Consider the following 20,331-nt stretch of genomic DNA (forward strand, 5'->3'; position numbering starts at 1 on the left):
GGATGCAAAAGTACTACGAGTTTTTGGAATAGCAAAGCCTATACACTACTTTTTTCGAAAAAAGTTTCAAATCGGGGATTTTTGGGGAGAAAACGATGAGGGTCACAGAGGGGCGGATGAGCTTCACAAAACCATAAAGTATTGATTATGTACACATTAACAAACCAGACAAGATTTCTGAAGCTTCTAGACTTTTTTATTGAAACTTTTCTAGGGAAATGCTACTATAATAATAGAAGCAAGCTTTGGCTTCCTTATTGCGTTTGAAGATACAATAAGGATGTCAGCTCATAGCCTTATTGCGTCAGCTCACAGGCTTATTGTGGTCTAAGGCAAAACCTTACCCCTAGACATATTATAGAATAGATAATCACTATATTCATTTTCATATTTAGAAAAGACAAGCCGTTAAAAGTGTTTGCCTCTTAAAAAATTTAATCCTATCTTTGCAAACTAAATAAGATAATATACCTTTATGGAAAATTTATATAAACTCAAGAAAGGTCTTGACCTAAAGCTTGAGGGAGTAGCTCCGAAGGCACTTCGTGAAATTTCTTCTGTAACTGAGTATGCTGTTGCTCCACAAGACTTTTATGGAATGACGCCACGCTTAGTGGTTAAAGAAGGAGATCACATTGTCGCTGGAGAACCGCTATTTACCGACAAGCAAACGGGGAAGATTCAAATTGTTTCGCCTGTAAGCGGAATTGTAAAAGAAATTGAGCGTGGTGATCGCCGAAAAATTCGACTCATTCGAATCACTCCTGATGTACATCAAGACGCAAAAGAATGGCCTATTTTAGGAATTGAAAAAATTACCAGAGAAGACATTTTAGAACGACTTCTTCAATCTGGGTTATTTGCTTTTTTCAAGCAACGCCCCTACGACGTCATTGCATCTCCTACAGATTTACCTAAAGGCATCTTTGTATCAACTTTTAATAAGATGCCTTTAGCAGCTGATTTTTCTTATGTTGTAAGCGGGCAAGAAGAAGAATTCAAATTGGGGATTAGTGTACTTAGTAAATTGGCAAAAGTCTATGTTAGTATTAGTCCAGGACAAGTCAATACAAGCTTTATCCCCCTCCATAGTGCAGAAGTAAATATTTTTCAAGGACCAAACCCCGCAGGCAATGTCGGAGTCCAGATTAATCATATTTCGCCCATCAACAAGGGAGAAGTTGCATGGACTATTGGAGCTGAGGAAGTAATCTTTATTGGTAGATTATTTAAGACGGGTAGGATTGATTTGACTCGAAACATAGCCATTGCAGGAAGCGAAGTGTGTAACCCCACCTACATTAAGACAAAGATAGGTGCTGCGATTAAAGATATCATAGGCAATAATTTAAAAAGTCAAGAACATACGCGCATAATCAATGGCAATCCTCTTGTTGGTACATGCACCAATTTAGGAGGTTTTTTGGGTGCCCATACTACAGAAATCTGTGCTATTCCTGAAGGAGATGACGTACATGAGGTTTTTGGATGGATTGCACCACGTCTAAATGATTTTTCGACAAGTAGAAGTTACTGTAGTTGGCTATTCCGTAAGAAAAGTTATGCTCCAGATTGTCGCATAAAAGGAGGTCAACGTCACATGATAATGAGTGCAGAATACGAACGCGTATTCCCCATGGATATCTATCCAAGCTATCTAATCAAGGCCATAATCACTGGCAATATAGATCGCCAGGAAGAACTGGGAATTTATGAAGTTGCACCAGAAGACTTTGCTGTAGCAGAATTTATAGACTCCTCAAAACTTGAGTTACAACGTATTGTACGCGAAGGTCTTGACCTTCTCAGAAAAGAAAATGCATAGAAATAATGTTACAAGATTTTTTTAATAAGGTAAGACCTCATTTCGAAGAAAATGGAAAACTTCACGCTTTTCATTCTGTATTCGAAGGTTTTGAGACATTTGTTCTCGTGCCAAATACCACATCAAAGACGGGGGTAAGTATTCACGACGCTATTGATTCAAAGAGGATCATGTCTTTCGTGGTTATTGCACTTCTACCTGCCTTGTTCTTTGGAATGTATAATATTGGTTACCAAAATGCCTTAGCAGCAGGAAAACTAGGCGAAGCCTCTGTTTCGTCCATGTTCCTTTATGGCTTTGCTATAATGCTCCCCAAAATTATTGTAAGTTATGCAGTAGGTTTGGGCATTGAGTTTGCTGTAGCTCAATGGAAAAAAGAAGAAATTAATGAAGGGTTCTTGGTTACAGGATTGCTAATTCCACTTATTCTTCCTGTTGGTACGCCATTATGGATGATGACTGTAGCCATTGCTTTTTCCGTTATTTTTGCAAAGGAAATTTTTGGAGGTACAGGCATGAATATCTTCAATCCTGCACTTATTGCTCGAGCCTTTCTATTCTTTGCATACCCTAGTAAAATGACAGGGGATCAAGTTTGGCTTTCCACCGAAAATTTTTGTGGATTAGGCTATGCTTTACCCGATGGTTCAACTATGGCTACACCACTAGGAGAGGCAGCTGCTAATTCCGTATCAAACACAAGCTTTATAGATATGGTAATTGGATTAATCCCAGGCTCTATTGGAGAGACTAGTGTTATTGCAATTGCCATAGGTGGCATAATTCTTCTGTGGACTCAAATAGCCTCGTGGAAAACTATGTTAAGTGTCTTTGCCGGCGGAGCCATTGTGGCCTTTTTGTTTAATGTAGCAGGAATAGAGAACAATACTGTAGCAAATATTCCTTGGTACGAACATCTCGCTTTGGGCGGATTCTGCTTCGGTGCAGTATTCATGGCAACAGATCCTGTAACTTCTGCACGTACCGAAACAGGCAAGTATTATTATGGCTTCCTAATTGGTGCATTAGCTATTACCATCCGTGTTCTGAATCCTGGCTATCCAGAAGGCATGATGCTTGCAATCCTATTCATGAATATGTTTGCTCCGCTTATCGATTATATTGTTGTTCAGCGTAATATCACAAAGCGCGCAAATCGCTTGAAGAAATAAAAGAAGATCGCTATGAAACTAAATACTAATAGTAACGCTTATACCATCACGTATGCAACGGTAGTTGTCGTGATTGTGGCATTTCTCCTTGCTTTTGCTTACGCAGGCTTGAAAGAACGCTCCGATTCAAACGAACGTATCGACAAAAAACAGCAGATTTTGGCAGCTTTGAACATCCGTAATGTTGATAAAGTTCAGACTGAGGATAGATACAAAGAAGTTGTTATGGCCGATGAAATTGTAAATGCCAGAGGACAGATCTTAAAGCAGGGGGCTCAAAAAGACCAAGATGGCTTCAAAGTAGATCGCAAGAGCATGTCTTCTGAATGCCTACCTGTTTATGTCTGCAGAGTCGGAAACGAGACAAAGTACGTCATTCCCATGGTAGGTAAAGGCCTATGGGGCTCTATTTGGGGATTCGTAGCACTAAATGCCGATGGACAAACAATTTATGGTGCATACTTCTCACACGAGAGCGAAACAGCAGGACTCGGATCTCTCATCAAGGAAGAACCCTTCCAAAAAGAATTCCAGGGAAAGAAAGCCTACCTCAACGGAACACCTGCACTCAAGGTAGTAAAGTCAGGCACAGTTAAAGATGCCAATACAGAATGTGATGGTATCACTGGGGCTACTCTTACCTCCAAAGGTGTAAATGACATGATTCATGAATATCTCAAAAACTATCAGGCATATCTTGCCTCTTTAAAATAAATAATTGGAGTATGAGTTTCTTATCAGAAAAAAATAAGCAAGCCTTTGTAACTCCTCTAAACTTGAACAATCCTATTTTAGTTCAGGTTTTAGGTATATGCTCTGCTTTGGCTGTAACAACACAGCTTGAACCAGCCATTGTAATGGGACTTTCCGTTACTATTATAACGGCATTTAGTAACTTTATTATTTCATTGATTCGTAAAACAATCCCAACACGCATTCGTATTATCATCCAGCTTGTCGTAGTTGCAGCGCTTGTAACAATTGTCAGCATGATACTCAAAGCTTTTGCTTACGATGTTAGCGTACAATTGAGCGTATATGTTGGTCTGATTATTACAAATTGTATTCTTATGGGGCGACTTGAAGCATTTGCTATGACTAATGGCCCCATTGCTAGCTTTCTTGACGGTATTGGTAGCGGATTAGGCTATGCATGGATTCTTGTTGTAGTGGGAGGTATACGCGAATTTTTCGGTAATGGTAGCCTTATGGGCTTTAAAATTATACCACAAAGTTTCTACGATGCAGGATATGTAAATAATGGAATGATGACAATGCCAGCCATGGCTCTGATTCTTTTAGGCTGTGTCATTTGGGTGCATCGACTAATCGTTAAAGATGTTGACAATAATTAAATAAGCAGTTATGGAACACACATTAAGTTTATTCGTTCGCTCGATTTTTGTCGACAATATGATTTTTGCTTCTTTTTTGGGTATGTGTTCATACCTTGCAGTGAGCAAAAATGTGAAAACCTCCTTCGGTTTAGGAGTTGCGGTAACGTTTGTCCTCTTAGTAACCGTCCCTATCGACTATTTACTTCAGACAAAAGTTCTCTCTGAAGATGGCATCTTTGGAATGGACCTCTCCTATCTCTCATTCATTCTTTTCATTGCAGTCATTGCAGGTATTACCCAACTTGTCGAAATGATTGTTGAAAGATTCTCTCCGAGCCTTTATGCTGCATTAGGAATTTTTCTTCCGCTGATTGCTGTAAACTGTGCAATCATGGGAGCTAGTCTTTTCATGCAACAGCGCATAAATATGGATTCAAATAGCTCACAATTTATTGGTAATGTTTGGGATGCTATAATTTATGCCTTCTCCTCTGGTATCGGATGGCTTTTAGCAATTGTTGCACTTGCAGCCATTCGTGAAAAGATGGCTTACACGGACGTTCCTAAGCCACTACAAGGCCTCGGTATAACCTTCATTACCGTAGGTTTGATGGCCATGGCTTTTATGTGCTTCTCTGGACTCAATATCTAAATAAGTAAGAAGACAAAATAATGGATATACAATTTATCATAAACAGTATTGGTGTTTTCTTAGGAATCATCATCGTATTGGTTGTCATATTGCTAGTTGCCAAGCGCTATTTGCTTCCCAGTGGCAATGTTACTATCACAGTAAACGACAAGGATAAAATCTCAGTTCCTCAAGGATCTAGCTTACTCTCCACTCTCGGTGATGCAGGTGTACACCTCTCTTCAGCATGTGGTGGTAAAGGTAGCTGTGGCCAGTGCAAATGTCAGGTTGTCAATGGAGGAGGAGAAACCATTGATGTAGAAAAAGCACATTTTTCTCGTAAGCAAATTAAAGAACATTATCGCCTAGCTTGCCAAGTAAAAGTAAAGGGAGATATGGGTGTAAAAGTCCCCGACTCGGTTCTTGGAGTTAAGGAATATGAGTGCACAGTAGTTAGCAATAAAAACGTTGCAAGTTTCATAAAAGAATTTATTGTAGCTCTCCCCGAAGGTGAACATATGGACTTTATTCCAGGTTCTTATGCTCAAATCAACATCCCCAAGTATAAAATGGACTACAATGTTGACATTGACAAAGAAAGCATTGGTGAACAATATATCGGTACTTGGGAACGATTTGGTATTTTCAATTTGAAGTGCGAAAACAAGCAAGAAACCGTTCGTGCTTACTCCATGGCCAACTATCCTGCAGAGGGTGACCGCTTTATGCTGACAGTGCGTATTGCAACTCCTCCCTTTAAACCTAAAGATCAAGGTGGCGGTATGATGGACGTTATGCCAGGTATTGCTTCTTCTTACATATTCTCCCTAAAACCAGGAGATAAAGTTATTATGAGTGGTCCTTATGGTGATTTCCATCCACGCTTCGAGACAAAGAACGAGATGATTTGGGTTGGCGGTGGCGCAGGTATGGCTCCACTTCGCGCACAGATTATGCACATGACTAAGACGCTCCACACCATGGACCGCAAGATGTCATTTTTCTATGGCGCTCGCTCGCTTAGCGAAGTGTTCTACTTACAGGACTTTCTCGAGTTGCAGAAAGAATTCCCCAACTTCAAGTTCTTCCTTGCACTCGATCGCCCCGACCCTGCTGCGGATGAAGCAGGTGTAGAATACACTGCAGGTTTTGTGCACCAAGTGATGTGGGAAAAATATCTCAAGAACCATGAAGCCCCTGAAGATATAGAATATTACATGTGTGGTCCTGGCCCCATGTCAAATGCCGTTATAAAACTACTCGACAGTCTAGGCGTTGAGCCAGAAAATATTATGTACGACAACTTTGGCGGGTAAGCTGAAAGTATACACAATAGATAAATCAATAGGCAGTGAATCTTTTTGACTTACTGCCTATTTTGTTTCTTGCCAAAAATAAAACAAATATGCTTCTTTGAAAGCTAATATAAGTATCTGCAAAACATTAACGTATTTATTCTTCCCCAGAATTTATATAAACAGAATACATAATCTACAAATCTACAGCTACACGAATCGATAAACTTCTAATTTTCCAATAAGCATAAATAACGCAATCCTGAACTATACTCTATACCAAATCAACTTAAAAAAGATTAAAGAAACGACCATAACAACCTCCTCTAAACTCAACATTAGGAGATGTCGAGCAATATATATTTTAGAAAACAGAACTCTCAACCTTTTTCAGTACAGAGCAGACTGTAGAAGAATGTCACACTCTCTACAGAAAATTGGAATTTCTCGCTGAGAAACTCAAAAAAATAATAAGGCACTTTTCAAAAACAATAAGAGTATCAGTTGACATCTTTATCGTGTCAACTGACAGAATAAGGAAAATAAAGATTCGTTACTATCTTCGTAAAGTTATGTAATAGTAATTTCATTCACGTCAATTCTACCCCAAAGTTGAAACCTGTATCCCCAAAAGATAATCTCCTCCTCTCTTACGTAGAATGTTTTGTAATACTCTGCAACATTATCGCCCGCAAAAAACTCATTGTCAAATAAAAGAAAAAGATACAGTCTATCACTAAGATTATTTTCTTACGTTTTGAATAAAAGAATCAGAGATGGGAAGGGCTATACAAATCAAAAAATAATAAGATTCTTTTCTTTTCCATTCGTTTATAATATTTTTGTACCTAAATAGTCTAACTAATCTCAATCACAAATGGAATATAATCAAACTACACAAGAAGGACAGTTTCCACCAGCACCGGAAACTAACACATTAAATACAGCTAAACAAGTCCCTCCTTTTCAGAACCAGCAACCCCCACTACCCTCCCCTCCTAAAAAAAAGAATACGGGTATCATTATTGCTGCAATTGTAGTCGTTATTCTCTTGATTGTTGGTTGTGGAGCCTACTATTACATATCTTCTACAGCCTCAACTGAACAAGAGCAGAGAGCCTATGAGGCTCTAGAGAAAAGCAATAGTAGTGCGGATTTCCAAGCCTTCCTAGATCGCTACCCAAATAGCAGGTATGCTGATGATGTTAGAGAGAGAATGAATGAATTTAAGCAGATGGAAAACAACTGGTTGCAGATTCAGAACTCTAGCAACACTGCCGATTTTATCTCGTTTAAAGATAAATTCTCCAATTCATTTTACAGCAATCTGTGCGATCAGAAAATAGACTCGCTTGATTGGGTGAGAGCGCAGTCGTTGGGCACAGCTGAAGCCTATAACGCCTATATGGAACAACACCCGCAAGGACGCTATTTCTCTGAAGCAAGCATTGCACAAGGTCAAAAGCAAGATCAAGAAATAACAGACGACGAATATGCTGGTATTACGCAAACAATTGAAATATTCTATGATGCTTTTGGAGACAATGATGAAAATCGCATTGCAGGATGCATCACACCAATAATGGATCAATTTCTTTCAAAGAAAAATGCCACAAAGGCCGATGTCATGAATCTAATCTCCAAGATGTTCAATGAGCATATTGAGGAATGTTCTTTTAATGTAAACAATAACTATAACATTGTGAAGAATGGAAATAGCTATAATGTTACATTCTCCGTTGATCAGCACATCACTCGCGACAATGAGGGTAAAACATTCGGATCATATCAAGTACAGGTAAAGATGGATCGAAACTTTATGATTCAATCCCTAACAATGAAAGAAATCTCACAACGATAATAAAAGACTTATGATAACAATTAATTCATACGAAGAATTTGCTGCTCTAAAAGGCAAAGAAATTGGAACGAGCGAATGGCTCGAAGTTAATCAAGAACGCATCAATCAATTTGCTGATGCCACTCTTGATCACCAGTGGATTCATGTTGATGCAGAACGCGCTAAAGAAGGTCCTTTTGGCCAAACTATCGTACATGGCTACCTAACATTGAGTTTACTTCCACATATGTGGGGTGAAATCATTACAGTAAACAACATCAAGATGATGGTTAACTACGGAATGGATAAAATGAAGTTTGGACAGGCTGTACTATCTGGTTCCAGCCTCCGCCTAGTTGCCTCTCTCCACGACATTCAAAACTTACGAGGAATCTGTAAAGCCGAAGTTAAATTCAAAATTGAAATCAAGGATCAGCGCAAGCCCGCATTAGAAGGTATTGCTACTTTCTTGTACTATTTCAACTAATTGATCAGCCACCAATCGACGGGCCATACTGATTTGATGTATCAGTTGTGCCCGTCGGTCATATCTCTATACAGCTCTACAATGACTGACCACTACCTCACTATTGCAACGCTCGGAGAAGGACTTTACACAGAGAAGCGTAGCCGCTTCCTTGCCTTTGCCATACACGTAGAAAATGAAGAAGAGGTAAAAGAAATAGTCAAAAAGTACCAGAAGGACTATTATGATGCACGCCACGTTTGTTATGCCTATGTCTTAGGACATGGCGGAGAACGAACACGGGGTGTGGATGCTGGAGAACCATCGGGCACAGCAGGCCGCCCTATCTTGGGGCAAATCAAATCGAAGAATTTAACAAATACTCTTGTCATTGTTGTTCGGTATTATGGAGGTACTCCTTTAGGAGCAGCAAACCTTGGGCGAGCTTACCAAGCAGCAGCCTTAGAGGCACTTAATCAAGCTGTCACTGAAGAAAAGATTGTGACCAAAAACATAAATATAAGTGTTCCTTATACAGAAGTAGACGCTATTATGAAGATCTTACGAGAAGAAAGTACAGAAATATCCTCGCGAGAATATGATGCCACAGCGCAACACATGACTGTCACAATCCCATTAAACGGAGTAGAGCTTCTCTGTGAACGTTTGAGAAAATTCTACACTGTTAAGATTCAGATTGAGGATAATGATGGAGAATAACATTACCCTTCGCCCCTTTGCTCCTGAGAAAGATTTAGAAATAGCCTTGCAGCTCTATGAGCAAGCTTTCCCTATTGAGGAGCGCAGACCTGCAGAACAATGGGTCACAACATTAACGTCTGGCCAAACACACCCGTGGACTATTCTATACGGCAACAGCTTTGCTGGTTTCTTCATATTATGGCCCATGGAAGGCTTCATCTATGGTGAGCATTTTGCTATAAATTCTAGCCTACGTGGACATGGAGTGGGAAGTAGGGCTTTAGTCCTCATACTTGAAAGTATAAAAAAGCCACTTATTATTGAAGTGGAACCACCCCAAAGTGGCACTATTGCTCAACGGCGTATTGCCTTCTATCAACGCCATGGGCTGCATTTCTGCCCAAAAGTCTACCTCCAGCCGCCCTATAGAGATTCAGATGAACCTTTTCCACTTTGCTTAATGAGCTCTGACGAAAAGTTTATCAACGAACAGTTTAATAATATCAGCAAACAAATACATCGTGTTGTTTATGGGAAAACCAACACGGCTTACTGAAAGAAACACCCATTATGTATTACATTAAGAAAAGAATTGAAGTGGCTTTTGCCCACCATCTCATGCTCAACTATGCGAGCAAGTGTACAAACCTTCACGGCCATAATGCGATCATTACAATTTATTGCAAAACAAAAGAGCTCAATGAGAACGGAATGGTGGTAGACTTTAAACACGTTAAAGAAATCGTAAGCGGACAGCTCGATCATCGCTACGCCAACGATGTCGTCAACTTTAATCCAACAGCAGAGAACCTGGCGCGCTGGATTTGCGAACAGATTCCCCATTGCTATAAAGTATCATTCCAAGAATCTGAAGGAAATATCGCAACTTACGAGAAGGATGATGTACAAGATTAACGAGATTTTCTACTCTCTTCAAGGCGAGGGTTTTTGGACAGGGACTCCGTCCATTTTTATCCGCTTCTCGGGCTGTAATCTCCAATGTGCTTTCTGCGATACGCTCCACGAAGAAGGAAAAATGATGAGCGAAGAAGAAATTCTCAGCATCACAAAGAGCTTTCCTGCCAAACACGTAGTACTCACAGGAGGGGAACCTTCGTTATTCGTCAAAGAGACTTTATTAGAAAAGTTACACGCCCAAGGAAAGTTCATTGCCATTGAAACAAATGGCACACACAAATTACCGAAAGGTATTGATTGGATTACACTCTCCCCCAAAAAGGATTTTCAGCATAAGGCAACTCCTGTATTGAAACATTGTGATGAACTGAAAATAGTTTATACAAACACAGAGTTTAACCCATACTTAGATATAGAAACTAAACATCGCTACCTACAACCCTGCGACACAGGGAATCTTGCAGAGAATAAAAAAATTTTACAAGCAACGATTGATTTCATTAAAGCCAATCCCTCTTGGCAATTATCATTGCAAATTCATAAAATTATAGGAGTTCAATAAAAAGTACACAAAAGACTTTGTCGTAAAATAATAATACATTATTTTTGCAGACGCAATTCAGAAATGAATCTTGCAAAAAGGTCGCCGATATAGCTCAGTTGGTAGAGCGACTCATTCGTAATGAGTAGGTCGCCGGTTCGAGTCCGGCTCTCGGCTCACAAATAAGGACAAGTCTAAGACTTGTCCTTATTTGTCTTATACTTATTATCGACAAATAGGTTTTATTCTATATTACTTGTATAAATGAAAAATACGCTCCATAAGCTGCCATTTCTCTGCACTTCCTGCATCTGGATCTGCCTTTTGATATTTAGCTGTTAAAGCCTCCCATTCTTTCTGTTTTGGCATTTGCCCCATCTTCTGCATAGCAGTGTCCCAATCCAAGTCGGCCGGCATTTCAACTATCATAAAAAGACGGGTGCCAAGAAGGAATATCTCCATTTCTAAAATACCTGCAGCATGGATTGCATCAAGTGTTTCCGGCCAAATACTTGCTTCTGAATGCAACTGTCTATAAGTCGCAATCAATTCAGGCTCCTCACGCAAGTCCAAAGTCTGACAATACCGCTTTGTCTTTCTTGAAAAATGGGTAACAGGATACCCTTCTTGTAAATTTTGCATATTATCTTATTCTTTTATCTTATAAAATTTAGGAGAACAAAAGTAACAAAATAAGAGAAGAAACTATATTTTCTCTCCTCTTTTACGCTGAAAATACTGCCTCAAACGCTTAAAACCTTCAACACCTATGATAAAACCTCCAACATATTGGAATGTTTTAGCTAAACCAAAGAGGGCCAACCACAGAACACTTTTGGTAGCAGTAGAAAGAGGAAGAAGCATCTGGGCAAATGAGGCTATATAAAAAGGAACACATAGGAAAAGAACTATAATTCCCGTGCGAAAAGAGAGTTGCCGTAACTTAGTTATAATGACCATAATTTGTTAATAGCTCTCATAAAAAGAGTAAAGATAAAAATATTCTAAATTTGTTCAATATCAAGCATTAAAGGGGCGGATATTTTCCGCCCCTTTAATGCTTGATATTGAACAAAACAAATCACTCCCACTCAATCGTTGAAGGCGGCTTTGATGAAATATCATAACATACGCGATTGATTCCTTTCACCTTGTTGATGATATCATTGCTCACTTGTGCCATAAATTCATAAGGAAGGTGAGCCCAATCTGCAGTCATTGCGTCCTGACTTGTAACAGCGCGCAGTGCCACAGCCTTTTCGTACGTGCGTTCATCACCCATTACTCCAACACTCTTAATGGGAAGTAGAACTACGCCAGCTTGCCAGATCTGATCGTACAAACTAACTTGTTTCCCATCGATCTCGGTACTCCATTCGCGCAGTCCACGAATGAATATGTCGTCTGCTTCTTGTAGTACCTGCACTTTTTCACGTGTAATATCACCCAGAATGCGCACTGCCAAACCTGGACCAGGGAAAGGATGTCGAGTGATGAGATGTTCTGGCATTCCAAGCTGGCGGCCAACGCGACGTACTTCATCTTTGAAAAGCCATTGCAGTGGTTCGCATAAACGGAGATGCATCTTTTCAGGCAAACCACCCACATTGTGATGACTTTTGATAACTTTACCTGTTATGTTCAAACTCTCAATGCGGTCAGGATAAATAGTACCTTGCGCCAACCAACGAGCATCTGTAATCTTATGTGCTTCTGCATCAAAGACATCTATAAACCCTTTACCTATTATCTTCCGCTTCTGTTCTGGCTCCGTGACACCTTCCAACTCTTTAAAGAACTTTTCAGAGGCATCCACACCTATCACGTTCAACCCTAGACACTCATAGTCGTTGAGAACATCACGGAATTCATTTTTCCTTAGCATTCCATGATCAACAAAAATACATGTCAAGTTATTCCCGATTGCACGGTGAAGCAATACAGCACAAACACTACTATCAACGCCACCAGACAAACCAAGAATCACACGATCATTACCTAACTGAGTTTTTAGTTCTGCCACTGTAGTTTCAACAAAAGAAGCAGGACTCCAATCTTGTTTACTCCCACAAATATCCACTGCAAAGTTTTTTAGCAATTGAGTACCTTGAAGCGAATGAAATACTTCTGGATGAAATTGAACTGCATAAATCTGTTCCGTCTCCGACTGATATGCTGCAAATTCTACTGAATCCGTTGACGCAATACAACGGAAGCCCTTAGGAAGAGCCGTAATTGTATCGCCATGACTCATCCAAACTTGAGAATCTTTATCGAATCCCTTGAACAATGGTGATGTCGTATCCACTGTCTTTAGATTTGCGCGACCATATTCACGACTACCAGCAGGCTCAACCTTTCCTCCATTGACATGAGCCATATATTGAGCTCCATAACATATGCCCAAAATCGGATAACGTCCTCGAATGTCATCTAAATCAAGCTTAAAGGCCTCAGGATCATAAACACTATAAGGTGAACCACTAAGGATTACACCAATGATGTTAGGATCATTTTTGGGGAACTTGTTGTAAGGGAGGATTTCGCAGAAAGTATCCAGTTCACGAAGCCGACGTCCAATAAGTTGCGTCGTTTGCGAACCGAAATCAAGAATAACGATTTTCTGTTGCATCTTAGAAAGAATTTATATTCTATGTGCAAAGTTAAGCAAAACTTATAAAGTTACCTTGCTGATATTATACAAATTAAGAATGTTCTTTCTATATCTAGCAGTTATAAACTCTCTCTAAGCCTAAAATTTCTAAGTTTATAAGGATTTCATAGCGTGATTTACGAGGAAAAAATAAGACGCCAAGCCACAATAAACTTGCGACTTGACGCTTAAATTTTAATTTATAACAATTAATCTTTTATTTCCTTTCCTTCAATAAGTCACGAATCTCTGTCAGCAACTTTTCTTCTGGTGTTGGTTCTGCTGGAACTACAGGTGCAGGCGCTTCTTTTTTCTTGAAGCTATTAATAAGTTTTACCAACAAGAATACGCAGAAGGCTATAATAATAAAATCCAACGTTTCCTGCACAAAATTCCCCCAATTTATAGATACTGGTTCTGCACCTTCATTAAGAGGATTAACAGGAAGTTTGAGAGATAAATCTTTAAAATCAATTCCACCAATCAACCATCCTATAGGAGGCATTATTATATCATCAACAATAGAAGAAACAATCTTGCCAAATGCACCACCGATGATAACACCGACAGCCATATCTATAGCATTTCCCTTCACCGCAAAGTCCTTGAACTCCTGAATCATTTTTCCCATAATTCTATTTAGTTTAATTATCTATTAGTCAGCAAACTTTTAATTATTTTTTCAAGTAGCTGATGCAAAAATAAAAGTTTATTTGTAAATTTGCAGCGCAATCAAAGAAAAAGATCTCACTGGGATCTAAAATCTGATTCGAAGAAGAGAACATCTCTATAATTATTTAAATATCTAACAAACGTTATGATTAAAATTGGTATTAACGGTTTCGGTCGCATCGGCCGTTTCGTATTCCGTTCCACTCTTGAAGAGGCTAACAAAAACGATGTTGAAGTTGTAGCTATCAATGACCTTTTGGCAGTTGATTACCTCGCTTACCTTTTGAAGTACGACACAATGCACGGTCGTTTCGATGGAACTGTAGAAATTAAGGACGAGCACACTCTGACCGTTAACGGTAAGGATATCCGTATCTTTGCAGAGCGCGATGCAGAAAACATCAAATGGGGTGAAGTAGGTGCTGAATATGTTGTAGAATCTACGGGTTTCTATCTCACAATGGATCGTGCTGAAAAGCACCTCAAGGCTGGCGCTAAGTACGTTGTTCTTTCAGCTCCTTCTAAGGCAGGAGAGGATGGTCGTCAGGCTCCGATGTTCGTTTGCGGTGTAAATACTGACAAGTATGCTGGTCAAACAATCGTTTCTAACGCATCTTGCACCACTAACTGCTTGGCACCTATCGCTAAAGTTCTAAACGACAAGTTCGGTATCGAAAACGGTTTGATGACAACCGTTCACTCTGCAACTGCTACTCAGCTTACTGTCGATGGTCCTTCAAAGGGCGGAAAAGACTGGCGCGGTGGCCGTGCTGCTTCTGGCAACATCATTCCGTCCTCTACAGGTGCTGCTAAGGCTGTAGGTAAGGTTATTCCTGAACTGAACGGCAAACTGACAGGTATTTCTATGCGTGTTCCTACTTTGGATGTTTCTGTTGTCGACCTGACTGTTAACCTCAAGAACTCTGCTTCTAAGGAAGACATCTGTGCAGCAATGAAAGAAGCTTCTGAAGGAGAATTGAAAGGTATACTGGGTTACACAGAAGATGCTGTTGTTTCTTCTGACTTCCTTGGCGACGCTCGCACATCAATCTTCGACGCAAACGCTGGTGTTTACCTCACTGACAAGTTCGTTAAGGTCGTTTCTTGGTACGACAACGAGATTGGCTACAGCCACAAGGTCGTTGAGCTTATCAAGATTATGAACGCACACAATAACAAGTAATTTTTTGAATTACACTATATGCAGGCCGTTCAGCAAAAGCTGAACGGCTTTTTTATTATAAACCCTTCACATTTGTCTTCTTTTTGTATCTTCATAATAAGATGATTGCAGAAAAAAAATATTAACTTCGCGAGATATGGACACATACGACATTATTACAGTATTAGGCCCGACGGCTTGCGGAAAAACGAGTTTTGCAGTCAACTTAGCTGCAATACTCAACGCTGAAATCATCAGCGCTGATAGCAGACAAGTATATCGGAGAATGGACCTTGGAACAGGAAAAGACTTGGAAGATTATACCTTTCGAGGAAAGGCTGTCCCCTATCACCTTATAGATATTGTTGAACCAGGTTATAAATACAATGTCTATGAATATCAGCATGATTTTTTACAGGCATATAACGATATTCGCCTTCGAGGGAAACGTGTAGTAGTATGCGGTGGTACTGGCTTATATTTAGAAAGCATACTTCGTAGCTATCGCCTCAGTCCTGTCCCACAAAATCTCTCACTACGAAAAGAACTTGAAGGGAAAAGTTTACCTGAGCTAACAACAATCCTTAAGAACTATAAGAGGCTACACAACACCACAGATGTAGATACAACTCAAAGAGCAATTCGAGCGATAGAGATTGAAGAACACTATAAACAATTTCCACTCGAAAACAGACCTTTCCCAAAACTCAAAAGTTTTACTTTGGGACTCGAAATAGATCGCGAAACCAGGAGAGAAAGAATAACAGCACGATTAAAAAACAGGCTAGAAAAAGGTATGCTTGATGAAATTCGCCATCTTCTTGCTGAAGGGCTCACGACAGAAGACTTGATGTACTATGGTCTAGAGTATAAATATCTAACACAACACATTATTGGACAATTATCTTATGAAGAAATGTTCAATAAGTTAGAAATCGCCATTCATCAATTTGCCAAACGACAGATGACATGGTTCAGAGGGATGGAGCGAAGAGGAACGCCCATCAATTGGATTACTCCTCCAACGCTCCCAATAGGTAAAGAGGATCTTGAAAAAATATTAGAGCTTTATACACAAAGACATTAGCAATAAATACTCTCAGAAAAGGGGAATTTGTATTTGACCCGAAAAAAGGTTCATATTTTGCTACGTTTTTATGGAAAAAGAGATTTTTAACTATCATAAACTATCTTTATACTCAAACAGCAGCGCACACGTAAAATTGATATTGTCAATTGCGTATTAACAGATGTTTTTAGAAAAAGAACATTCAGATTTAGTTGATTATATCAATATTAGGCTTGCTGCATTCATCATTAATATCAAGAGATGAACTCGGAGCATCTTAGATAGAAATACCTTATATAGTCTACTCCCCGCTCTACTCTAAATTTTCAAACGCAAGATTTTCAATATCGCTTTTCATCTATCAGGCTAAACATTTGAAAAGAAAGCTATGACCGTCTACACGGGATCAATCAGCGAATATGGGAAAACTCCCAGTACTGTTTTCTCACAAGAAACTACTCAATATGGCATAAGTGACAAAATTTTCAGAAATAAGAAATGCTACAGTTAACATACTTATACCACAAAAAAACTGAAGATAGAATTCTAATGAGGAAATAGAGTTTCTACTTCCTTAAAAGTTACGAAAAATTTAACCTATTTCTGAGACAAGTTTCAATTTCTGTTCATCAAGAATCGTGATCTTCCGTCCATCTACCACTATTAGTCCTTCTACAGCAAACTCGGATAATGTACGAATTGCATTAGATGTTGTCATATTAGAAAGATTTGCCAAATCTTCACGCGGAATCTTAATTGCTATCGCATGAGAATCTTCAGCAACGCCATAAGTATCGCGCAAGAAAAGCAAAGATTCCGCCAAGCGCCCTCGTATGTGTTTTTGAGTAAGACTAACGGTGCGAAGATCCGAACTACCTAAAGCTTGTGCTAGATTCGTGATAAAAAACCTACATAACGCATTATTTTTTTGTAGAGCAAAATCAACTATCTTCATAGGAATCAGGCAAACGACTGAATCTTCAAACGCTGCAGCTGAAGTCAGATAACATTCGCCTGCCATCGAAGCACGATAGCCAAAATACTGAACAGGACGCATTAAACGGAGCAATTGACTTCGACCTCCTACACCATCACGATAAATTTTAACCTTCCCTGAAATCAAACACATTAAGTATTCAGGTCGATTGCCAACTTCATAGATAGGTTCGTGTTTTCGATAAGTCACAACTTGCATACTCTCTGCAAAACTTTGCCTTTCATCCTCAGAAAGAAACAGCCATAAATCAGCCATTAAAGCTGTAATCTCTGATATTTCCCATTTATAACTTGACGCTATTCTCATAAGATTAAATAAAAAGTCAAAACAACAAAGTTCGAGTATGTTTCATAACATTTCTTGCTACAAATATAAGAACGTCATTTTATTCGTACAAGGCTTTAACATCTTTTTCATAAACTTTTATACATCTTTACCCTTGCTTTATTATTGCACTTCGACTGTTCGCATCATTTGGCATTCATACTTGACATTTATTCCTCAAATAGCTATAACTATAGAAATGTCGTACGAATTTGTTTAAGAATAGAATCCCCCTATTAACCCTACTGATGCAATAAGCGCATCAGCCGATAGGCTTATTCTGCCAGCTGACAGCCTTATTATATTTTCAAACGCAATAAGGATATCTTCGGCTGTGTCACAAATCTTTCACGGTATAGGATAAACGCTGTTCACTAATATAAAGTTTCAACTAGTGAAATCCTAAAAAAGAATAAATAAATTATTACTTTTCATTCAAAACTGGTTGTAATGAAAATACACCTGAAATCATCTCTGTATCTGTAAAAAACGCAACAGCAAGAATCCTCCTCAAGATCTTATGAGAAACACAAATTCATTAGCTTTTAGAGATGAAAAATATTAACTATGCATAGTTTTATCAAGTCAAAATAAAAAAAATATATGAAAAACATCCTTATATCATTTTTTTGTATAATTTTGCTTTTAGGTCAATAATTAAGCTGTCTGCATAGCATGATGGCACCAAATGAATCATCCAAAGTAATATCAAACCTTAATCATAACTTATTCTACTATGTCCTATTTGCAATTTGATAAAACGCAGATGACAAACCTTCAGGACTCCCTCTTCAAGGAGTTTTTGATAACAAGTCGCTCCGGTGCGTATTGTTCCACAACACTTGTGGGCTGCAATATTCGTAAGTATCATGGCCTTCTTGTAGTCCCTGTTCCTGAATTAGATGACGAAAATCATGTAATTCTCTCGTCACTAGATGAAACTATCATTCAACATGGTGCTGAATTTAACTTAGGCTTACATAAATATCAAGGAGAAAACTACAGTCCCAAAGGACACAAGTACATCACAAAATTTGAATGGGTCAAAGTTCCTACATGGACATACAGAATTGGCGGAGTTGTCCTAAAGAAGGAAATTAGTTATGGAGTCCACGACTCACGACTATATATTCGCTACACACTACTTGAAGCTCACAGTCCTACCACACTACGACTCCGTCCATTCTTAGCTTTCCGCAATGTTCACGAATGGACACATGCGAATGGCACTGCCGACAAGAGTTATCAGCTCATTGAAAATGGCATAAAGATGCGCCTATACAAAGGCTATCCAGAGCTTAATATGCAGCTCACAACCGAAGCGGCTAAATTTCATTATGAGCCCAACTGGTATATGGGACTTGAATATCCAAAGGAACGAGAGCGTGGCTACAACTCATTAGAAGATCTCCTCGTTCCAGGATATTTCGAAATGCCTATTAAAAAGGGAGAAAGCATTGTTTTCTCTGCATCGGTCAAAGAGCCTGAGGAAACTGCCAAACTATCCGCCATGATGGACAAGGAAATAGCCCCACGCCTTCCACTTGATAGTTTCTACCATTGCCTAGTTCACGCTGCCCATCAGTTTAAATTCCAAAAAGACGGTGAATCTTATCTCCTTGCTGGCTATCATTGGTTTAAGTCGCGTGCTCGTGATACGTTCATCGGACTTACAGGATTAACACTTTCAATTGGAGAGACTGAGGAATTCGAATCATACATGGTTACAGCTCAAAAAGCCATATATGACTATATAAACAAGCGCCCTATTAGTGTTCAAATTTATGAAATGGAGAAACCAGATGTCTTACTTTGGGCCATTCGTACAGTACAAAACTACGCACTTTACACATCCAACAAACAATGCTATGCAAAATATGGTACTTTGCTCAAAGATATGCTGGAATTTATCTGGAGCGGTAAGCACCCAAACCTCTTCCTTCATGAAAATGGTTTACTTTATTCAAATGGAAAAGACGAACCTATTACATGGATGAACTCCGTAGCCAATGGCAAACCGATTGTAGCACGTTCTGGATACATTGTAGAGTTCAATGCTCTTTGGTATAATGCTTTAAAATTCATTGAAGAACTCCTCTTAGAAGCAGGAATTGAAGAAGAGAAAGATTTTGCAACCCGAATCCATCGCATGGCAGAGAAAGTGGCCATCTCTTTCAAAAATACATTCCTCAATGAATATGGCTATCTTCTTGATTATGTTGATGGCAACATGATGGATTGGAGTGTCCGTCCCAATCAGTTGATTGCTATTGCTTTGGAATACTCTCCACTTAACATAAAAGAACGAAAGACTGTTTTAGATGTTTGCACAAAGGAACTTGTAACACCTAAAGGCATCCGCTCACTCTCTCCTAAGAGTGGAGGTTACAATCCTATGTATATAGGCAAGCAAACACAGCGCGATTACGCATACCATCAAGGTACTGCATGGCCATGGCTAACAGGGTTCTATCTCAAAGCCTACCTCAAAGTCTACAAAATGAGCGGAGTTAACTATATCGAACGACAACTCATTGGGTTTGAAGAAGAACTCTTCTATCACTGCATCGGAACTATTCCTGAACTATTTGATGGAAATCCTCGTTTTAGTGGCCGTGGTGCCATCTCTTTTGCAATGAATGTCAGTGGTATTTTAACAGCACTGCATCTTGTAGAAAAGTTTCGAATCTTGGAAGAAGAAGATTACTAAGAAGATATAAATAAAAA

Annotated in this window: 19 protein-coding genes and 1 tRNA gene; 16 read left to right on the forward strand and 4 right to left on the reverse strand. The window is 39.2% G+C overall.

Annotated features, from left to right (window positions below; all coding sequences use genetic code 11):
* The first annotated feature begins 475 nt into the window (after positions 1–475).
* From ACO4R2_RS00005 to ACO4R2_RS00065, 13 genes are all read left to right on the forward strand, one after another.
* A complete protein-coding gene (locus ACO4R2_RS00005) occupies positions 476–1,825 on the forward strand; it encodes a Na(+)-translocating NADH-quinone reductase subunit A (protein WP_484768710.1) in 1,350 nt (449 codons plus the stop codon).
* Between the two features lie 5 nt (positions 1,826–1,830).
* A complete protein-coding gene (locus ACO4R2_RS00010; protein WP_484768711.1) occupies positions 1,831–2,997 on the forward strand; it encodes an NADH:ubiquinone reductase (Na(+)-transporting) subunit B in 1,167 nt (388 codons plus the stop codon).
* 12 nt (positions 2,998–3,009) lie between these two features.
* Positions 3,010–3,711 (forward strand): NADH:ubiquinone reductase (Na(+)-transporting) subunit C, encoded by a 702-nt coding sequence (gene nqrC / locus ACO4R2_RS00015; protein ID WP_347720163.1) that lies wholly within the window; start codon positions 3,010–3,012, stop codon positions 3,709–3,711.
* An 11-nt stretch (positions 3,712–3,722) separates the two neighbouring features.
* Positions 3,723–4,352 (forward strand): NADH:ubiquinone reductase (Na(+)-transporting) subunit D, encoded by a 630-nt coding sequence (locus ACO4R2_RS00020; protein ID WP_311490887.1) that lies wholly within the window; start codon positions 3,723–3,725, stop codon positions 4,350–4,352.
* Between the two features lie 10 nt (positions 4,353–4,362).
* Positions 4,363–4,986 (forward strand): NADH:ubiquinone reductase (Na(+)-transporting) subunit E, encoded by a 624-nt coding sequence (gene nqrE, locus ACO4R2_RS00025; protein WP_311490886.1) that lies wholly within the window; start codon positions 4,363–4,365, stop codon positions 4,984–4,986.
* A 20-nt stretch (positions 4,987–5,006) separates the two neighbouring features.
* Positions 5,007–6,281, forward strand: a complete 1,275-nt coding sequence (nqrF, locus tag ACO4R2_RS00030; protein ID WP_484768712.1) for an NADH:ubiquinone reductase (Na(+)-transporting) subunit F — start codon at positions 5,007–5,009, stop codon at positions 6,279–6,281.
* Between the two features lie 856 nt (positions 6,282–7,137).
* Entirely contained in the window at positions 7,138–8,121 is a 984-nt protein-coding gene (locus ACO4R2_RS00035) for a hypothetical protein (protein WP_484768713.1), read from the forward strand.
* A gap of 10 nt (positions 8,122–8,131) precedes the next feature.
* The gene (locus tag ACO4R2_RS00040; protein WP_311490883.1) at positions 8,132–8,587 is read left to right on the forward strand and encodes a MaoC family dehydratase; all 456 of its coding nucleotides are present in this window, start codon (positions 8,132–8,134) and stop codon (positions 8,585–8,587) included.
* Positions 8,588–8,668: 81 nt separating this feature from the next.
* Positions 8,669–9,286, forward strand: a complete 618-nt coding sequence (locus tag ACO4R2_RS00045; protein ID WP_311490882.1) for an IMPACT family protein — start codon at positions 8,669–8,671, stop codon at positions 9,284–9,286.
* Entirely contained in the window at positions 9,273–9,824 is a 552-nt protein-coding gene (locus tag ACO4R2_RS00050; protein ID WP_484768714.1) for a GNAT family N-acetyltransferase, read from the forward strand. Before ACO4R2_RS00045 ends, ACO4R2_RS00050 begins: the two co-directional genes overlap by 14 nt.
* Positions 9,825–9,838: 14 nt before the next feature.
* Positions 9,839–10,183, forward strand: a complete 345-nt coding sequence (locus ACO4R2_RS00055) for a 6-pyruvoyl trahydropterin synthase family protein (protein ID WP_311490880.1) — start codon at positions 9,839–9,841, stop codon at positions 10,181–10,183.
* A complete protein-coding gene (locus tag ACO4R2_RS00060; protein ID WP_484768740.1) occupies positions 10,170–10,748 on the forward strand; it encodes a 7-carboxy-7-deazaguanine synthase QueE in 579 nt (192 codons plus the stop codon). Before ACO4R2_RS00055 ends, ACO4R2_RS00060 begins: the two co-directional genes overlap by 14 nt.
* Positions 10,749–10,831: 83 nt before the next feature.
* Positions 10,832–10,904 (forward strand) — tRNA-Thr (locus ACO4R2_RS00065).
* A 75-nt stretch (positions 10,905–10,979) separates the two neighbouring features.
* Here the strand turns inward: ACO4R2_RS00065 and ACO4R2_RS00070 are convergent.
* The 3 genes from ACO4R2_RS00070 to mscL all read right to left on the reverse strand — a co-directional run bounded on the left by ACO4R2_RS00070 (position 10,980) and on the right by mscL (position 14,011).
* Positions 10,980–11,369: an L-rhamnose mutarotase gene (locus ACO4R2_RS00070; RefSeq protein ID WP_311490879.1), complete on the reverse strand. Its 390-nt coding sequence runs from the start codon at positions 11,367–11,369 to the stop codon at positions 10,980–10,982.
* A gap of 439 nt (positions 11,370–11,808) precedes the next feature.
* The gene (guaA, locus tag ACO4R2_RS00075) at positions 11,809–13,359 is read right to left on the reverse strand and encodes a glutamine-hydrolyzing GMP synthase (RefSeq protein ID WP_484768715.1); all 1,551 of its coding nucleotides are present in this window, start codon (positions 13,357–13,359) and stop codon (positions 11,809–11,811) included.
* 238 nt (positions 13,360–13,597) lie between these two features.
* Positions 13,598–14,011 carry a large-conductance mechanosensitive channel protein MscL gene (gene mscL / locus ACO4R2_RS00080; protein ID WP_311490877.1) on the reverse strand — a complete coding sequence of 138 codons (414 nt, stop codon included), beginning with the start codon at positions 14,009–14,011 and terminating at the stop codon, positions 13,598–13,600.
* Positions 14,012–14,197: 186 nt separating this feature from the next.
* On the opposite strand from mscL, the gene gap reads away from it, so the two are divergent.
* Together gap and miaA are read left to right on the forward strand one after the other, a co-directional pair.
* Positions 14,198–15,235: a type I glyceraldehyde-3-phosphate dehydrogenase gene (gap, locus tag ACO4R2_RS00085; protein ID WP_311490876.1), complete on the forward strand. Its 1,038-nt coding sequence runs from the start codon at positions 14,198–14,200 to the stop codon at positions 15,233–15,235.
* A 136-nt stretch (positions 15,236–15,371) separates the two neighbouring features.
* Positions 15,372–16,301 carry a tRNA (adenosine(37)-N6)-dimethylallyltransferase MiaA gene (gene miaA, locus ACO4R2_RS00090; protein WP_484768716.1) on the forward strand — a complete coding sequence of 310 codons (930 nt, stop codon included), beginning with the start codon at positions 15,372–15,374 and terminating at the stop codon, positions 16,299–16,301.
* Between the two features lie 574 nt (positions 16,302–16,875).
* Here the strand turns inward: miaA and ACO4R2_RS00095 are convergent.
* Positions 16,876–17,586: a Crp/Fnr family transcriptional regulator gene (locus tag ACO4R2_RS00095; RefSeq protein WP_311490874.1), complete on the reverse strand. Its 711-nt coding sequence runs from the start codon at positions 17,584–17,586 to the stop codon at positions 16,876–16,878.
* Between the two features lie 754 nt (positions 17,587–18,340).
* Between ACO4R2_RS00095 and ACO4R2_RS00100 the strand changes: the two genes are divergently transcribed.
* Positions 18,341–20,314 carry a glycogen debranching enzyme N-terminal domain-containing protein gene (locus ACO4R2_RS00100; RefSeq protein WP_347719156.1) on the forward strand — a complete coding sequence of 658 codons (1,974 nt, stop codon included), beginning with the start codon at positions 18,341–18,343 and terminating at the stop codon, positions 20,312–20,314.
* The last annotated feature ends 17 nt before the right edge of the window (positions 20,315–20,331 follow it).

Source organism: Alloprevotella sp. (genome assembly GCF_057240785.1).

Excerpts from the sequence above, each read along its gene's own strand:
- ACO4R2_RS00010 (WP_484768711.1), top strand. The coding sequence starts at position 1,831 with ATGTTACAAGATTTTTTTAATAAGGTAAGACCTCATTTCGAAGAAAAT.
- ACO4R2_RS00040 (WP_311490883.1), top strand. The coding sequence starts at position 8,132 with ATGATAACAATTAATTCATACGAAGAATTTGCTGCTCTAAAAGGCAAA.
- ACO4R2_RS00095 (WP_311490874.1), bottom strand. The coding sequence starts at position 17,586 with ATGAGAATAGCGTCAAGTTATAAATGGGAAATATCAGAGATTACAGCT.
- ACO4R2_RS00020 (WP_311490887.1), top strand. The coding sequence starts at position 3,723 with ATGAGTTTCTTATCAGAAAAAAATAAGCAAGCCTTTGTAACTCCTCTA.
- ACO4R2_RS00005 (WP_484768710.1), top strand. The coding sequence starts at position 476 with ATGGAAAATTTATATAAACTCAAGAAAGGTCTTGACCTAAAGCTTGAG.
- ACO4R2_RS00045 (WP_311490882.1), top strand. The coding sequence starts at position 8,669 with ATGACTGACCACTACCTCACTATTGCAACGCTCGGAGAAGGACTTTAC.
- ACO4R2_RS00070 (WP_311490879.1), bottom strand. The coding sequence starts at position 11,369 with ATGCAAAATTTACAAGAAGGGTATCCTGTTACCCATTTTTCAAGAAAG.
- ACO4R2_RS00050 (WP_484768714.1), top strand. The coding sequence starts at position 9,273 with ATGATGGAGAATAACATTACCCTTCGCCCCTTTGCTCCTGAGAAAGAT.
- nqrE (WP_311490886.1), top strand. The coding sequence starts at position 4,363 with ATGGAACACACATTAAGTTTATTCGTTCGCTCGATTTTTGTCGACAAT.
- guaA (WP_484768715.1), bottom strand. The coding sequence starts at position 13,359 with ATGCAACAGAAAATCGTTATTCTTGATTTCGGTTCGCAAACGACGCAA.
- nqrF (WP_484768712.1), top strand. The coding sequence starts at position 5,007 with ATGGATATACAATTTATCATAAACAGTATTGGTGTTTTCTTAGGAATC.
- gap (WP_311490876.1), top strand. The coding sequence starts at position 14,198 with ATGATTAAAATTGGTATTAACGGTTTCGGTCGCATCGGCCGTTTCGTA.
- ACO4R2_RS00060 (WP_484768740.1), top strand. The coding sequence starts at position 10,170 with ATGTACAAGATTAACGAGATTTTCTACTCTCTTCAAGGCGAGGGTTTT.
- ACO4R2_RS00055 (WP_311490880.1), top strand. The coding sequence starts at position 9,839 with ATGTATTACATTAAGAAAAGAATTGAAGTGGCTTTTGCCCACCATCTC.
- ACO4R2_RS00100 (WP_347719156.1), top strand. The coding sequence starts at position 18,341 with ATGTCCTATTTGCAATTTGATAAAACGCAGATGACAAACCTTCAGGAC.
- miaA (WP_484768716.1), top strand. The coding sequence starts at position 15,372 with ATGGACACATACGACATTATTACAGTATTAGGCCCGACGGCTTGCGGA.
- nqrC (WP_347720163.1), top strand. The coding sequence starts at position 3,010 with ATGAAACTAAATACTAATAGTAACGCTTATACCATCACGTATGCAACG.
- ACO4R2_RS00035 (WP_484768713.1), top strand. The coding sequence starts at position 7,138 with ATGGAATATAATCAAACTACACAAGAAGGACAGTTTCCACCAGCACCG.
- mscL (WP_311490877.1), bottom strand. The coding sequence starts at position 14,011 with ATGGGAAAAATGATTCAGGAGTTCAAGGACTTTGCGGTGAAGGGAAAT.